Source organism: Humibacillus sp. DSM 29435 (genome assembly GCF_001758225.1).
Lineage (GTDB): Bacteria > Actinomycetota > Actinomycetes > Actinomycetales > Dermatophilaceae > DSM-29435.
Window position 1 is genome coordinate 1 of record NZ_MAST01000054.1, and the last position, 14,482, is coordinate 14,482.

The 14,482-nt window shown below is 69.5% G+C and carries 12 protein-coding genes and 1 tRNA gene; 4 read left to right on the forward strand and 9 right to left on the reverse strand.

The genetic code is table 11. From position 1 onward, the window contains the following. Positions 1-144 precede the first annotated feature (144 nt). From BA895_RS22120 to BA895_RS22140, 5 genes are all read right to left on the reverse strand, one after another. On the reverse strand, positions 145-1,227 hold the full coding sequence (locus BA895_RS22120) for an NAD(P)-dependent oxidoreductase (RefSeq protein ID WP_254666613.1): 1,083 nt from the start codon (positions 1,225-1,227) through the stop codon (positions 145-147). A 69-nt stretch (positions 1,228-1,296) separates the two neighbouring features. Next, on the reverse strand, positions 1,297-1,950 hold the full coding sequence (locus BA895_RS22125; RefSeq protein ID WP_070194065.1) for an LON peptidase substrate-binding domain-containing protein: 654 nt from the start codon (positions 1,948-1,950) through the stop codon (positions 1,297-1,299). 274 nt (positions 1,951-2,224) lie between these two features. Further along, positions 2,225-4,261, reverse strand: coding sequence for a protease pro-enzyme activation domain-containing protein (locus tag BA895_RS22130; RefSeq protein ID WP_217493973.1), 2,037 nt, complete (start codon positions 4,259-4,261; stop codon positions 2,225-2,227). Positions 4,262-4,518: 257 nt separating this feature from the next. Further along, positions 4,519-5,370 carry an Fpg/Nei family DNA glycosylase gene (locus tag BA895_RS22135; RefSeq protein ID WP_070194067.1) on the reverse strand — a complete coding sequence of 284 codons (852 nt, stop codon included), beginning with the start codon at positions 5,368-5,370 and terminating at the stop codon, positions 4,519-4,521. Between the two features lie 87 nt (positions 5,371-5,457). Next, positions 5,458-6,396 (reverse strand): glycoside hydrolase family 26 protein, encoded by a 939-nt coding sequence (locus BA895_RS22140; RefSeq protein ID WP_070194068.1) that lies wholly within the window; start codon positions 6,394-6,396, stop codon positions 5,458-5,460. 245 nt (positions 6,397-6,641) lie between these two features. Here BA895_RS22140 and BA895_RS22145 point away from each other — a divergent pair, with 245 nt between their 5' ends. Then, a complete protein-coding gene (locus BA895_RS22145; protein WP_070194069.1) occupies positions 6,642-7,430 on the forward strand; it encodes a hypothetical protein in 789 nt (262 codons plus the stop codon). A 464-nt stretch (positions 7,431-7,894) separates the two neighbouring features. Here BA895_RS22145 and BA895_RS22155 read toward each other — a convergent pair. Further along, positions 7,895-7,980 (reverse strand) — tRNA-Leu (locus BA895_RS22155). Positions 7,981-8,061: 81 nt separating this feature from the next. Then, positions 8,062-9,729, reverse strand: coding sequence for a DHA2 family efflux MFS transporter permease subunit (locus BA895_RS22160; RefSeq protein ID WP_070194071.1), 1,668 nt, complete (start codon positions 9,727-9,729; stop codon positions 8,062-8,064). Between the two features lie 57 nt (positions 9,730-9,786). Here BA895_RS22160 and BA895_RS22165 point away from each other — a divergent pair, with 57 nt between their 5' ends. Further along, on the forward strand, positions 9,787-10,254 hold the full coding sequence (locus BA895_RS22165) for a MarR family winged helix-turn-helix transcriptional regulator (RefSeq protein WP_083283676.1): 468 nt from the start codon (positions 9,787-9,789) through the stop codon (positions 10,252-10,254). Between the two features lie 21 nt (positions 10,255-10,275). Here BA895_RS22165 and BA895_RS22170 read toward each other — a convergent pair whose 3' ends face one another. Together BA895_RS22170 and BA895_RS22175 are read right to left on the reverse strand one after the other, a co-directional pair. Next, positions 10,276-11,037: a hypothetical protein gene (locus BA895_RS22170; protein ID WP_139142837.1), complete on the reverse strand. Its 762-nt coding sequence runs from the start codon at positions 11,035-11,037 to the stop codon at positions 10,276-10,278. A 125-nt stretch (positions 11,038-11,162) separates the two neighbouring features. Beyond that, on the reverse strand, positions 11,163-12,623 hold the full coding sequence (locus BA895_RS22175; RefSeq protein ID WP_139142838.1) for a hypothetical protein: 1,461 nt from the start codon (positions 12,621-12,623) through the stop codon (positions 11,163-11,165). Between the two features lie 287 nt (positions 12,624-12,910). On the opposite strand from BA895_RS22175, the gene BA895_RS22180 reads away from it, so the two are divergent. Both BA895_RS22180 and BA895_RS22185 read left to right on the forward strand, forming a co-directional pair. After that, positions 12,911-13,759 (forward strand): DUF3662 and FHA domain-containing protein, encoded by an 849-nt coding sequence (locus BA895_RS22180; protein WP_070194074.1) that lies wholly within the window; start codon positions 12,911-12,913, stop codon positions 13,757-13,759. A 117-nt stretch (positions 13,760-13,876) separates the two neighbouring features. After that, positions 13,877-14,482 (forward strand): FHA domain-containing protein, encoded by a 606-nt coding sequence (locus BA895_RS22185; RefSeq protein ID WP_070194075.1) that lies wholly within the window; start codon positions 13,877-13,879, stop codon positions 14,480-14,482.

The following is a 14,482-nucleotide window of genomic DNA, read 5'->3' on the forward strand; positions in this document are numbered from 1 at the left end:
GCGCCAAAAGTGTCGGATTCACGACACCACCTGCGCGACGCGCGGCGCGACGCGCCAAGAGTGTCGGATTCACGACACCACCTGCGCGACGCGCGGCGCGACGCGCGGCCGGGGTGGGTGGGCGTTCGAGGCTCGGGACGCCGCTCAGTCGAACGTGAGCGCTCGCACGCCGTCCTCCAGCGAGACCGTGGCACGCCAGCCGAGCTCGTCGGCGATTCGTTCACTCGAGGCGGTGACGTGCCGGACGTCACCGAGCCGGAACTGCCCGGTCACCACCGGCTCAGGCCCACCGCGGGCCCCCGACAGGGCCTGCGCCAGGTCTCCTACGGTGTGCACGACCCCGGATCCGACGTTGAAGGCCCGGTGCCCGCTGGTGTCGGCCTCCGTGGCCACGGCGAACGCCGCCCCGATGTCGGTCACATGCACGAAGTCGCGCCGTTGGCCGCCGTCCTCGAACACCCGGGGCGCCTCGCCACGGTCGAGCGCCGACGCGAAGATCGCCGCGACGCCCGCATAAGGCGTGTTCTTCGGCATGTTCGGCCCGTAGACGTTGTGCAGCCGCAGCGACACGGCCGACGCACCGGTCTCACGAGACCACACCGATGCCAGCTGCTCCTGGGCGACCTTGGTGACGGCGTAGGTGTTGCGCGGGTCGAGCAGGGCGTGCTCGCTGACGAGCCCGGCGGTGAGCGGCTCGGCACACACGGGGCAGGGGGGGTCGAAACGGCCCTGCTCGAGCCAGTCGCGGGTGCGCGGGGCCGGAGGCACGACCCCGTGGTCATCACAGGTGTAGTGCCCCTCGCCGTAGACGACCATCGAGCTCGCCTGCACGAAGCGGGTGATGCCTGCGCGGGCCGCGGCCCGCAGCACCGTCGCCGTGCCGAGGTCGTTGCTCGAGACGTAGTCGTCGATGTCGTCGATGTCGAGCCCCAGGCCGACCTTGGCGGCCAGGTGTACGACCACGTCGACATCTCCGCACAGTCGTGTGACCACGCCGAGGTCACGGGCATCGCCCACCGCCAAATTGACAGCTCGGTCTGGGGCAGGGCTCCGGGCGGCGATCTCGTGCAACCGGGCGCGGGCCGCCTCACCGCCGTCGGTGTGCACGTCAGGGCGCAGCGAGTCGAGCACGGTCGTGGTGTGACCCCGCGCGACGAGCTCGCTGACCACGTTCGTACCGATGAACCCGGCGCCCCCGGTGACCAGCACCCTCAGGCTCTTCGTCACCGGATGCCGCATCCGACGGTGAGCTTAGCCAGTGGCCACATGGTGCAGAACCTACCCGCAGGCACCGGTTCAGTTGAGGTTCATCGGGCGGTCGGGTGGCGGCGCCACCGCCCCCAGGGCTTCGGCGAGCGCGCGTTCACGGCGCACCAGTCGCAGGGCCAGTCGTAGCCGCGCCTCGGTGTCGTCGCTGGCGAGCAGCTGCTGGCGCTCACCCAGGTCGAGGTTGACGACGTTCGGTAGCCAGTACGACAGCTCGCGGTTGTCATCGGGGGGTGCTTCGTCGTCGTCTGCCGAGGTGGCGCGGCGGAAGGCGGCGATCTCGCGGCGGAGTCTGGCCGACAGCTCGTCGAGCACAGCCCGGTCGCCGTCGACCTCTTCGATCCAGCTGACCTCACCGGTGAAGTAGTCGGTGCCGGCGTTCTCGATTCCCTCGAGCTTGAAGCGCTCGGTGCCCTCACAGACGATGAGGAAGCGTTCGTCACCCAGCGAGGCCGCCTGGGTCAGCAGCGCGGCGCAGCCGACGGGATGCAGGGCGCGCACACCGTCGTCGCCCACCTCGAACCCTTCGCGGATGGCCAGCACCCCGAACATGGGGAGCCGCTCGGCCTGCCCGTCCACGATGTCGCGAAGCATCGAGACGTAGCGCGGCTCGAAGATCTGCAGGGGAAGCCGAGCGCCCGGCAGCAGTACGGTGCCGAGCGGAAAAAGCGGCAGGGAGGCCATGGCTCCAGCGTAGGTCGGATCGCGTCAGTGCGTCGGCGCCTTGGGCTCGACCACGACGACAACCAGGATTACGCCGGGACCACGCCACGATCACGACCGAACCCACCCAGCGTCCAAGGGACAGTTCGTGTCGTACGCCACGCAGGGACCATGCAGCGACACCGTCCTGCTGGGGCGCCGCCATGCCGGGACGCCAAGGTCGTGAGACGCCGAGACCCCCGGGTCGGCGGTGGCCGGCCCGGGGGTCTCGCCTGCTTCGGTCAGGCAGTGCCGATCAGCGGCTCATGGCGTCGAAGAACGCCAGACCGTTGGGCGACCCGACACCGGTCACGTCGTCGTAGCCCTTGCCGACGTGGATCGACGCGGTCTGGTTGATCGTGCGCAACGAGGTGAGCAGACCGTCCTTCTTGTTGACCCCGTTCGCGTAGTCGACGCGAACCACGGCGTCAGTGACCGTGCGGGAGTGGTTGACGTCACGGAAGGCGTCGGTGCCGGCCAGCCGGTAGATGCGCGGGTTCAGGAACCCGAGCGACGAGCCTCGGGTCTGGTTGGCCACGGCCACGACGCCCGCGAAGAGCGGGCTGGAGAGCGACGTGCCACCGATGCGGTACTCGGAGTAGCGCGCCGAGCCGTTCGGGAAGGTCTGCGTCTGGCCGACGAGGAAGCCGGTCTGCGGGTCACCGACCATGCCCACGTCGGGAACGGCCCGGTGTGCACCCTGCCCGAAGTAGTTCGCGATACGGGCCGGAACGACGCCCTTCTGGTACTTGGGCTGTCCGAAGAGCTGGCTCGTGCCGCCGCCGCCGCCGTAGACGTACGCCGGCGGGTTCGGAGCCCACACACCGTTGGTCAGCAACGACTTGCCGGTGCCCCAGCCCTGCTCCCAGCTGTAGCCGTTCTCAGACGTGACGGCGAGCGAGGTGCCACCGACTGCGGTGACGAACGGGTCGGAGGCCTCGTAGTCGACCTGGCGAGAACCGGTCGCCAGCACGTCGTCACCGGAGTCTCCCGACGAGAAGAGCAGCGAGACCCCCTGCGCCGCGGCCTGCAGGGCCGACTGGTGCTCAGCCTGCACGTCGGCCACCGACGAGGGCTCGCCGACGCTGCCGTAGGAGTTCGAGATGACCTGGGCGAGGTCGTTGTCGAGCACCGTGTTCACGGCGGCGACGAGGTCGGCGTCTTGGCACGACTGCGCGCCGACGTAGAGGATGTTCGCGGCCGGGGCCGTGGCGTGCACCGCTTCGACGTCGAGCGTCTCCTCGCCGTACCAACCATCCGCCCCGCACTCAACCGTGTCCGTGTAGGTGGCCGGGGTCGACTGGCTGAACTGGTAGCTGCGCAGCGGGTGACGGGCGTCGTTCCTGGCCGCATACGTCGAGGCATCGGCGAAGATGGTCGGGGAGGCATACGCATCGACGATGGCCACTGTGGCACCGCGGCCGTCATGTCCCTGCGCAAGGGCGGAGTCGATGCCGTAGGCGCCGCGCACCTGGGCCGGCTTGTAGCCGCAGACGGCGTACGGCTGCGGGTTCTTGACCAGCTGCGGCAAGGACGAGGCAATCTTCTGGCCGTAGAAAGTGGAACAGGGAGCCGCGTTGCGGAAGACGGCAGTTGGTGGCGGAAGGGTGTCGTTCGGTTTGGTGCTGCCCTGCCGCGCCGACAGCGAGAACGACTGAGCCGTGGCCGAGGCCGCCAGCTCGTCTCCCGCACCGATGTGGGTGGGTTTCGACAGCGCTGTGCTGTCGAGACCCGAGACCCCGGCGACCAGCCCGGCGATGGCGGTCGGCAGCGAAACGGCGGCGCTGGGCGCGGTCGCGGTTCCGGTCTTCGTGCTGAAGGTCGACAGCTGGGCTCCGAAGGCCGCGTTCGCCTGGGCGGCCGTGCCGTCGAAGCTGATGAAGCGGTGGTTCTTCGGAGTACCGGTAACCGTGAAGCCCTGCGACCTGAGCCATGTCGACACGGTGGCGGCGTCGGCGTCCGTCGGGGCAAAGCGTGAACGCCACTGCGCCGCAGTGAGGTACTTGCCGTAGCGGGCGCTGGTCGGGTCTGAGACGGTGGTCGCGAAGCTCTCGGCTCCAGCGGCGTCGCGCAGGTTGAGCACCACTGACATGTGCAGGCGGGTCGCACCGCTCTGAGCGCCGGTGCGCTTGGCGTGCGCGGTCCAGGTGGGGGCCTGGTTGACGACCCTGCGGCCCCCTGATGTCGCACTGGTCGCACCCGCCGTGGTGGCGGTTGCGATGCCGACTGACGTCACAGCAAGTCCGAGGCAGGCGATCGAGCCGATCGCCGCCTTTCCGAAAACACGCTTCACATGCATCTCCTTGATTGATCAGCAACGGCCTGACAGCCGCAATCGGGGAGTAGATATTTGCCCCGGCGCCGTGAATCTACGCCGATTCTGTGCGTTATCAATGGGGTGGCAGAAAGTATTATTGGCAGGTTTCATTGTTGCTTTTATCAGGCATTTTTCAGGTTGGTGGAAGTGCACCATTCCGCAACCGGTTGAGGGCGTGGCCTGATCGACGAAGCGGACAGCCCAAGGAGGTAGCCGCCCGCCGCGAGCGCGACCTACTCCTGTTCTGCGGGGCACCAGAAGGTGGTGCGGCCGCCCACCGTGGCACGGTGCACCTCGGCGCCGCAGCGGGGGCAGTGCCCGGCCCGGGTGCGATGCGCGATGAAGACTCCGGTGTGCACGCCGCCGTTGGTGATCGCCTCCCTGGTGGCTCGGCGCAGCGCCCTGCGGAGTCGGGCCAGCTCGTCGTCGTCGAGCTCGTCAGCCGGTCGCTGAGGCGAGATCCGGGCCTGCCAGAGGGTCTCGTCGGCGAGGAGGTTTCCCACCCCGGCGACGACCGACTGGTCGAGCAACCGGGCCTTGACGGCCGAGGAGCCGCGACCGAGTCGGTCGCGAAACTGGGCCAGGGTGATCTGCTGGGCATCCGGGCCGAGCGCTGACCGGTCGGGGTCGAGACGAACCCGACCCAGACGCCGCTTGTCGAACAGTCGCAGCTCGCCACCGTCGGCGAAAACCAAAGTGAACCGGTTCCAGGCCGGGTTGCGCGGGTGCAACACCCCTTTGGGGTCGGCGGTGCCCAGGTAGTCCCCGCCCTGGGTCTGCGTTGCGGGGCCGCCGCCGGGGCCATCGGGGCCGGTGATCACGAGGCGACCGCTCATGCCCAGGTGGATCGCCAGCTCTGGCCCCGCCGTTCGGGACCGGCCGATACCGGAGGTCTCGCACCACATGAACTTGCCCTGCCGCTGGGCCGAGACCAGGCTGCGACCAACGAGCGCCTCACGGATCTCACCCGGCGCGTGCGGGCGGCACTCGTAGGTGTCACTGTCATCGACGTCGGCGATCTTGCGCCCCAGTGCTGCTCGTTCGATCGCCGCACGGGCGCTCTCGACTTCGGGCAGCTCGGGCACCCGATCAGTCTCGCATTTCGCGGCCGTCGGCGCCGAGGTGGCAGCTCGACCCGCTCTTCCAGCGCCCCCGACGAGTGCCCCGTACCGCTAGCTTCGGTGCCGGACGCGTTCATTCTCGAAGAGCCGACGGACGTCGGCCGGGTCGTTCTCTCGGGTGAGAAAGCTGGTCCAGGTCATGAACCAGGCCCACTGCGGCTGCCGCTGCAGGGTCTCGGGAGTCGGCAGCACCCCCACCTCGCCCAAGGCGATCGGCCGACCGTCGGCGAGCGCCTCCAGTTCGTCGTGGTGCGACTGCCGGTAGTCGTTCGCGTAGACGTCGGCGGCCAGCACGTCGACGACGTCGTGACCGGGGTAGAAGCCGGCGTAGGCAGCGGCATCCTCGCGGGGTGCGTTGGCGTTCCACACCCAGACCAGGTTGTCGAGGTGGTGCACGATCGTGAGGCGCTCGTAGAGCTGCCGGTAGAGCGCGCTGTATCCCGCATCGCCCTGGCGCCCGCCCCACCAGAACCAGCCGCCGTTCATCTCGTGGTACGGGCGCCAGAGCACCGGTACGGCCGCGTCACGGAGTTGGGTGAGGAAGCCGGCGATCGTGTCGACCTGCGCAGCCCAGCGCGTGTGGATGTCGCTGCCCTCTGTGAGCAGCCCGTCCCACTCGGCCTGTGGCAGCGGGCCGGCGCAGATGCTGCCGTCGAAGGTGACCGGCTCGTTCTCGGTGGGCCGCACGGCGTGCCACATGAGCGTCACGATCGAACCCGCCCGGTGCTGGTCGATCGCCTCGTCGATGACGGCCTGCCGAAAGTTCACGCCGTCCATGTCGCCGTCGGCGGCGAAGCCGAAGTCCTGCCCCCACACGGCCGGATAGTGCCCGGTCAGCTCGGCCGCCTGGTCGCTGTACTGCGACAGCTCGCGCGGGGTGTTGTGCTGTCCCGACAGCACGTGGGTGCCGGCCGTTGCCTGGATGAGGGCCAGCAGCTCGCGTGCCTCTGTCGTGGCGGCCGGGTTGGCAGGGTCACGAAGGGTGGCCACGGTTGTCTCCCAAAGATCCTCGTCGGATGCCGACCTGCGGCTCACTGTCTTCAGCCCAACCTAGGTGCACCGTGCGGCCCAACCAAGAGTCGCAGAGGTAGATCAGTGCTCTCGACCACGGCCCACTCAACCTGACCATGACCACCTCCGCGAAAACACAACGACATGAGACAAGTTCGGCCAGACTGAGTTGGACTGCACCGGATGCCTATCAGCGAACGTCATCAACGAGAGGTCGGTCCTTCATGGGCAGAATCAAGCGCACTGTGCTCGGCGTGACGGCGGCGGGTGCCCTGGTGCTGGCCGGGCTGGGCGGCCCTGCTTCGGCCGCCACCGCGGTGCGTGACATCGCGCCGCCGCAGCTGCGGATCAAAGACGTCGGCGATCCGCTGGGCTACGGGCAGGCGATCTTGACCCTGTCGGTACGGTGCTTCGGCGGCGCCCTCGTCGAGAAGCTCCCCGTGACCATCACTCAAGGTCAGCTGGCCGGAGCAGATGACGTCGCTCCCGGCAACATCGTCTGTGACGGCGTTCGACGCGACGTTCTCGTCGCGCCGGGCAGCGACGATGGGGAGCCTTTCAGCGTCGGGCCGGCAGTGGTCACGGCCCGGCTGACGGTGCTTGATCCGCACACGATGAAGCCGCTTCCTGAGGTGGTGTCGAAGCAGAGCGTCTATCTGCGCCCTTACGTCGTCGTCAAGATTGCGACCGGCCCGGTTCGGCTCAACAGCGACGGCAGCGCCATCGTCACAGCCTCCATCAAGTGTCTGGCTCCCTATCGAGTCTCGAGCTTCTTCGTGACGGCCTCTCAGAACGGCGGGCGGATCACCGGCAACGGCAACGGCGACCCCGAGAACCCGCCCTGCGACTCAACCTTCCACTCGTACACGTTCACCGTGCACCCCTCCAAACCGTTCGTGGCCGGCGGAATCCGGGTCTCAGCGCTGGGTTACGTCTTCGATGCCGAGACTGGCGATCCGGTGGACTGGGGTACGGCCGACAGCAATCGGCAAGCCGTTCCGTGGGGTCAGTGACACTGGCGCGCTCTCACACCAAATCGTCTCGTCGTACGACGAGCCAGGCCCGTCCCAGGTAGCCGGCCAGGTTCCGCTCACATGTATCCGCTGTCGCAGGGCCTTTGACCATGCGCCGATCGACCTTCGGCCGGTGGCCGCGGTCGGCGTCGGCGTCGGGCGAGTGCACGTACAAGTCCAACGGCAATGTGGTCGTGGTGCCTGTCGTCACGTGCCCGGGGCCGTGGGTGAGCCAGTACATCGGCGTTGTCGGTGTCACACAACCGCGATCGCAGCATCGGCGCCACCTCGGTGAAGGAGCTGCCCTGCAACGGCACCCTCAGTGCGCACCTGTTCACCGTCGTGCCCGACCAGCCAGGTTGACGCCATTCAGCCGACCGACGTGCGAAAGCGGACTCCTCGATCCGCCAAGGCAAAACTCCCGGCCAGAATACTGAGACCGGGAGTTTCGCCTTGTGTAACCGTGGTGCGCGAGGGGGGATTTGAACCCCCACGCCCTTTCGGACACTGGCACCTGAAGCCAGCGCGTCTGCCATTCCGCCACTCGCGCAGTGACAAGCAGACAGTGTGCTGCATGACCCTCTACAACGCCAAACCGGGCGGGTCGACAGGCTCGACACGGGGCCGAGGATCAGGGCACAGCGGTGGCGTCGGCCCCGGCGACGAGGGTGGCTTCCGCCCCGGGTTCGTGTCGACCGCGTCGTTTGCCCTTCCGCTCGCCCAGCGACAGCGACGCGAGCAGTCCGAGCACGAGGAAGCCGGATGCCGTGAACGCCGCGGCCCGGGTCGCGTCGGAGAACGCCTGCTCGGCGATCGGTGCCACCGCTGCCGTGGCCGGGTTCTTGGCCAGGCCGGGGATCGCGCCGCCGGCGCTCTCGACGACGGCGTCGACGATCTGGGTCTGCGCTGTCGATGGGAGGCCCGAGTCGGCGAGCTTGTTCTGCAGCTGGGAGCCGGTGATCGTGAAGAGCACGGTGCCGAGGATGGCGATGCCGAGGGCCGAGCCGACCTGGCGGGCCGTGCTCTGCAGCCCCGACCCCTCTCCGCTGCGCTCGACCGGCACGTCGACGAGCACGACACCGGTCAGCTGGGCCGTCGCGAGACCGACGCCGAGGCCGTAGACGAACAGGAACGGCACGATGGCCAGCCACGACGTCGAGGGGCTGATGACGAGCCCGAGACCGGCCACGCCGATGATCTCGGCACCGATGCCGACCCGCACGATGGCAGGCGGTTCCATGCGGTTCGCGAGCACCGAGGCCGAGAGCCCGCTCGCGGCGAACGACCCGATGGCGAGCGCCAACAGCACCAGGCCGGTCTGGAAGGCGGTGTAACCGAGCACGTTCTGGAGCCAGAGCGGCAGCGACAGCACGATGCCGAACTCGCCGAGGCTCACGATCATGGCGGCGAAGTTGCCGTTACGGAACGAGGTGATGCTGAAGAGGTCGAACTTGAACAGCGTCGGCTTTCCGGCCCGGGTGCGGCGCAGGGTGCGCCAGACGAAGACCGCCCCGGCCACGAGGGTGACCGCGAAGGCGACGGGGACCGGTGAGATCGACAGGGACCAGTCGATGCCGCCGAGGTCGAAGGGTTTGCGCAGCGACCACCAGCCGTAGGTGCGCCCCTCGATGAGCCCGAACGCCAGCGTGGCGAAGGTGACGGCCGAGAGGGCGGCGCCGAGCAGGTCGATGCGTTCGCGCCGTTTCGAGCTCGACTCGTCGACGAAGAGCAGCACGCCGGCGACGATGAGCAGGCCGAGGGGCAGGTTGATGCCGAAGGCGTAGCGCCAGGAGAAGGAGGTCGTGAGCCAGCCCCCGAGCAGAGGCCCGACGGCGACCATGCCCCCGATCGTGGAGCCCCAGATGGCGAAGGCGACGCCCCGGTCACGACCGGTGAAGCCGGCGTTGATGAGCGAAAGCGTCGTCGGCAGGATCATCGCTCCCCCGAAACCCTGCACGATGCGCGCGCCGATGAGGGCGCCTCCGGAGTCGGAGATGGCGGCGAGCCCGGAGGCGAGCACGAACACGACGACGCCGATGAGCAGCATCCGACGTCGCCCGATGCGGTCGGCCACGCTGCCCCAGATCAGCAGGGTCGCGGCGAAGACGAGCGTGTAGCTCTCCTGCACCCACTGCACCTGCGAGCTGGTGAGGTCGAGGTCATCGACGATGTTCGGGATCGCGACGTTGACGATCGTCGAGTCGACGATGATCAAGGCCACCGCGATGCTGATCGCGACGAGGCCGAACCACCGACGGCGGTCACCCCCACGTGCGGTCGCCGTGCTGTGCTGCGTCATGGGAGCCTCCCAAAGTGTTTCGATGGTCTAAACATATGACAGCAGTATGATCGACACATGGCAAGTCGTCGCACGCCCGGCCCCCGCGGTCAGCACGAACCCGAGACGGTCGCGCTGCGCGCGCTCGGGTCTGCGAGCACCGACGCGGCGGGCGCTCTCGCCCGCCGGATGGTCATGCACCCGACCGACCTCGCCGCCATGAGCCACATCGCGTATGCCGCCGAGCCACTGGGGCCACGCGAGCTGAGTGCCCGCCTCGGCATCACCCCGGGTGCCATGACCGACGTCGTCGACCGACTCGAGTCGGCCGGGCACCTGCTGCGACGCCGCGACACCGCCGACCGGCGCCGCGTGCAGCTCGTGCCGACCGAGGCGGCCAACGCAGAGGTACGCACCCAGCTGGCCGAGCTGCTCGACGCGCTCGACGCGATTACCGCCGACTTCACCGCCGACGAGCGTGCCGCCATCCGGCGTTACCTCGACCGCGCCCGCGAGTCCTACCAGGGCTTCGCCGACAGCACGTGACCTCGCCCGTCACCGTCACACTCAGGAAGGCAGCAGCCGGGATGCCGCCACGCTGACGATGCGGGCCAGCTCGGTGTCGCTCAGCTGGGTCGTGCCATCGAGCAGGAGCCAGGCTGCGGCATCCTGGCTCGTCAGCAGCACGACGTCGGCCGGGCCTTGGCGAAACTGGGAGGTGACCGTGCCCACCAGGGCACGACGGCCGCCCACACTCAGAGGGATCGCGCTGTCGCACTGCCGCACAACACGTTCGAGGTAGGCCAGCACCCGCCCCGGGTCGCCCCGCTTCAGGTTCAGCACGCCGTAGCCGATCGACTGCAGGTCGTTGACCCCGTCGGCGGCCGCACTCTGAGAGGGCGGCGGTTTGCTGACCAGCGACCAGGTCACGACGCCCTCCACCCGGCGGGTGGCCCGCGAAGCCGTGAAGAAGCGCTCGTCACCAGGCCGGCTCCACGGGCTCGGCTCGTCACATCCCGCAGCCGGCAGCGCCCCCGGGCAGGCGGCGGCATCGGCCCCCGGCACCGTCTCGACCGGCCCCTCGGTTGCGGCTCCGACCGCTTCGGCGGGCTTCACCGAGTCGGGCGGCAGCCCGCCCCGGTCGGTCGTGATCGTGCGCTGCACGACACAACGCAGGGTGTCGAGCGGAGTCAGCACGGGCGCGGGCCTTGACGTCGGTGCAGTCGCCGCGCTCGGCCTGGTGCTCGCCGGCGCCGGCCCACCCGCTGACGAGGTGCACGCCGCCGCCCCGGCGACCGTCAGGCCGGCCGCCACCATCAGCCGCACCATTGACCGCACTGTCAGCCGCCCTATCAACAGGGCCGCGTGTGGCAAGGAGCGGGCGCGAGCGCGGGGCGGGACCGACACGAAGTGCCCTCTCGACGGTGGGTTCGGTCAGGTGCGAGGGGCTCGGCTCACAGTCCGTCGACCACGGAAGCAGCCAGTTCGAGACAGGCCTCGTGGGTTCGCTTGCCGATCTTCGTCGGGTCGAGGCGCAGCCCCGGCGCCAGTCGCGGGTCGTAGGGAATGTCGACCACGGTGCGAACCCACTTCTCGAAGTGTTCGCGGGTGTGCACCCCGGCCCCGAGGTCGGTGCCGCGCAGCGAGGTGTGCGAGATGACGCACACCGCGTTCTGCACGAGGTCCTGGCGCCCCATCGCGACGAGGGCGTCGAGGTTCTTCGCGGCCACGACGGAGGTGTCGTCTTTAAGGGAGGTCGCGAACACGAGCAGGTCGGCGCGGGCGGCAGCGGCCAGCCAGTTCGGCGAGAGCCGGTTGTTGCCGGTGTCGACGACGATCATCCGGTAGAAGCGCGACAGCTGGGTGTGCAGACTCTCGAACTCGTCTTCGCCGATGATGCGCATCGCCTCGTCGTCGTCGGCCGACGCCAGCACGTCGAAGCCGATGCCACGCTGCTCACGCACCCAGTGCGCCAGCTCTGAGGTGCCGGCGCCCGGGTCGTCGGCGATCTGCGGGAGGGCCCCGAGCAGGTCGACAACCGTGCGGTGGTGCGGCTGCGACGGCGCGCGCATGCCCAAGGTGCCCTCGGTCTCGTTGTTGTCCCACGCAAGCACCGAACCGGACCGGTGACGACCGAGGTAGGTGGCCAGCATGAGCGTGACGAGGGTCTTGCCGCCGCCGCCCTTGGTGTTGATGACCATGACCGTCTTGCGGCCGTGCAGGGGGCGACCGATGCGCTCGAGCCGGTCGCGCTCGGTGAGCTCCTTGCTGCCTGGGCCGAGACCGAGGGCCTTGCGGATGCCGGTGGTCGCCTTCAGCTTCTGGCGCTCACCCCTTGACCTGGCCGTCATGAGGTCGTCGGCCGACGGGCGGTCGACCGGGCGGGCGGGCGCGGTGGGCTCGCTCTGCTCTGGCGTTCCTGTCGGCCCCGGCGCCCCGCCCGGCCCGGTCGGGCGGGGCCCGTTCCCGTTCTGGCCCCGCGACCGCCTCGCCGCGCGCGACGAGCTGTCGCCGCCGGCCGGGGTCCAGCCGCTCCACACCTCGTCGGCGTCGCCCGACGTGCCGACCTGGAGCGCCTCGCCTGCGCCGACCGCGCCGCCAGCCGGGGCCACCTCGGCAGCCTTCTCAGCCTCAGCGCCGCGAGGGGTCTGCCACGTCGTGTCGTCCCACGTCGACGACCACGGGTCGGCGGCGACCTGGTCAGCGTGCTCGTCGACCGGCTCGTCACCCGGCTCGTCGACCAGATCGTCATCAACGTCGGTTGGCACGGGCCCGAGAACCCCCCTCGGCAGCGGCAGCACGAAGCCGCCGGGCACGGTGGTGTTGGAGGGGTAGCCGGGGATGCCGGCCGGGCTCGGCGTGCGGGGCGTGCTGTCGTGCTCGTGCCCGGTGCCACCGGTGTCGTCGTTGCTCATGGAGCGCTCCTTGCCGAACTGCGTGCGGGCCCGGGTCTGGCCCTCGCGATCGTCCCATGTCGTCACTCAGGCGCAAACCCGAGGACACAGACCTGTGCCGAAGCGCGGTCACCGGGCGCACACCGGGCGCACACCGTCCACCCACAGGGGCAGACACAACACCGTCATCTCCGCCCGTCGGATGGGATCTGGGAGCCTCGACCTGGTTACGATGAAGCGCCCGAGCAGCACGAACACCGGGTGAACACCGACCACCAGGAGCCGACGAGCAGCGGGAGGAGCCAGGCGTGGGCATCATCAACCGGGTCGAGAATGGTCTGGCCAAGGCGGTTCACGGCGCGTTCGCGAAGGCGTTCAAGTCGGAGGTGCAGCCGGTCGAGATCGCCTCGGCGATCAGGCGTGCGATGGACGACCGGGCGGCTCTGCTCGGTCACGGTCGGGCGATGGTGCCGAACCTCTACACCATCGAGCTGAGTGAGACCGACTACGACCGGCTCGGCGACTACGAAGACGAGCTCTCGGGCGACCTGGTGGCCGCGGCCCAGGAACATGCCGACTCGCAGGGCTACCAGCCCGGCGGCCCCCTCGAGGTCAACCTGGTCGAGGGAGAGGGTCTCGAGACCGGTGTGTTCCGGGTGCGCCCCGCCACGGCGAAGCGTCCGGAGGGCGACTCGCCCCGTTCCCAACCCACCGGCCAGCCCGCCAACCAGCCCGCGAGCCGAGCAGCCAGACCACCCGCCGGCCCGCAGACGACCGACCGTCCCCGGCCACGCCGAGACGTTCCGCAGCCCACCGCGCAGGAGCGTGCGGTTCCTCGGGCTGCACCGCGCACCAACCCGTCGGCCCGGCCATGGCTCGACATCGCCGGCGACCGGTACCCCCTGGTGGGCAGCCTCACCACCCTGGGCCGCGACAACTCGGCCGACATCGTGGTGGACGACCCAGGCGTCTCCCGTCGGCACAGCGAGGTCAGGGTCACCACCGACGGGCCCCACCTGGTCAGCTCGATCCGCGACCTGAACTCGACCAACGGCACCTTCGTCAACGGCGACCGCATCACCAGCCAGCGCCTCCACGACGGCGACCGGGTCACGATCGGACGCACCTCGGCGATCTTCCGCGCCGGTCGCCGGTGAGCCCCACGAGGGCCCACGAGAGGGCCGGTCAGCGGGCAGGTCGAACGGCTGGCCACTCAGACGGTCGAAGAGCCGATGAGCGGTCGGGCCGGGCCGGGCCGGCGATGCTGGTGCTGCATGAGTGAGCTGACCCTGACTCTGCTGCGGCTGGGCCTTCTCGTGCTGCTGTGGATCTTCATCTTCAGTGTCGTGGGCGTGCTGCGCGCCGACATCTACGGCACCACGATCTCTCGCCGCAGCCAGCGCAAGGCGCTCAAACGTCAGGAGAAGCAGCAGAGTCGCGCGGCGCGGGTGACGGTTCCGGCCGCGAGGTCTGCAGCGGCTGAGGCCGCCACCGACCTGCCCGCGTCGGCCGCACCGGGCAGCAGCGGCGCCGCCTCCGGCATGACGAGCCCGATCGAGAACAACCCTCCGCGCCGTCGCGGTCGCCACGCCCCCACCACCCTGACGGTCACCGAAGGCCCGCTGACCGGCACGTCACTGCCGTTGCGCGGCAACGGCATCCTCATCGGTCGCAACCCGGAGTGCGCGCTCGTGCTCGACGACGACTACGCCTCGGGCCGACACTGCCGGCTCTTCCCGGGCAGCGACGGCTGGCTCGTGGAAGACCTCAGCTCGACCAACGGCACCTTCATCGGCCGTGACCGCCTGACCTCGCCCCGCCCCGTCGAGATCGGAACGACCCTGCGGATCGGCAAGACCGTTCTCGAGCTGCGGGGCTGA

Coding starts and splice junctions, on each gene's coding strand:
- BA895_RS22160 (WP_070194071.1), bottom strand. CDS start 9,729: ATGACGCAGCACAGCACGGCGACCGCACGTGGGGGTGACCGCCGTCGG.
- BA895_RS22170 (WP_139142837.1), bottom strand. CDS start 11,037: ATGGTGCGGCTGATGGTGGCGGCCGGCCTGACGGTCGCCGGGGCGGCG.
- BA895_RS22145 (WP_070194069.1), top strand. CDS start 6,642: ATGGGCAGAATCAAGCGCACTGTGCTCGGCGTGACGGCGGCGGGTGCC.
- BA895_RS22175 (WP_139142838.1), bottom strand. CDS start 12,623: ATGAGCAACGACGACACCGGTGGCACCGGGCACGAGCACGACAGCACG.
- BA895_RS22165 (WP_083283676.1), top strand. CDS start 9,787: ATGGCAAGTCGTCGCACGCCCGGCCCCCGCGGTCAGCACGAACCCGAG.
- BA895_RS22125 (WP_070194065.1), bottom strand. CDS start 1,950: ATGGCCTCCCTGCCGCTTTTTCCGCTCGGCACCGTACTGCTGCCGGGC.
- BA895_RS22185 (WP_070194075.1), top strand. CDS start 13,877: ATGAGTGAGCTGACCCTGACTCTGCTGCGGCTGGGCCTTCTCGTGCTG.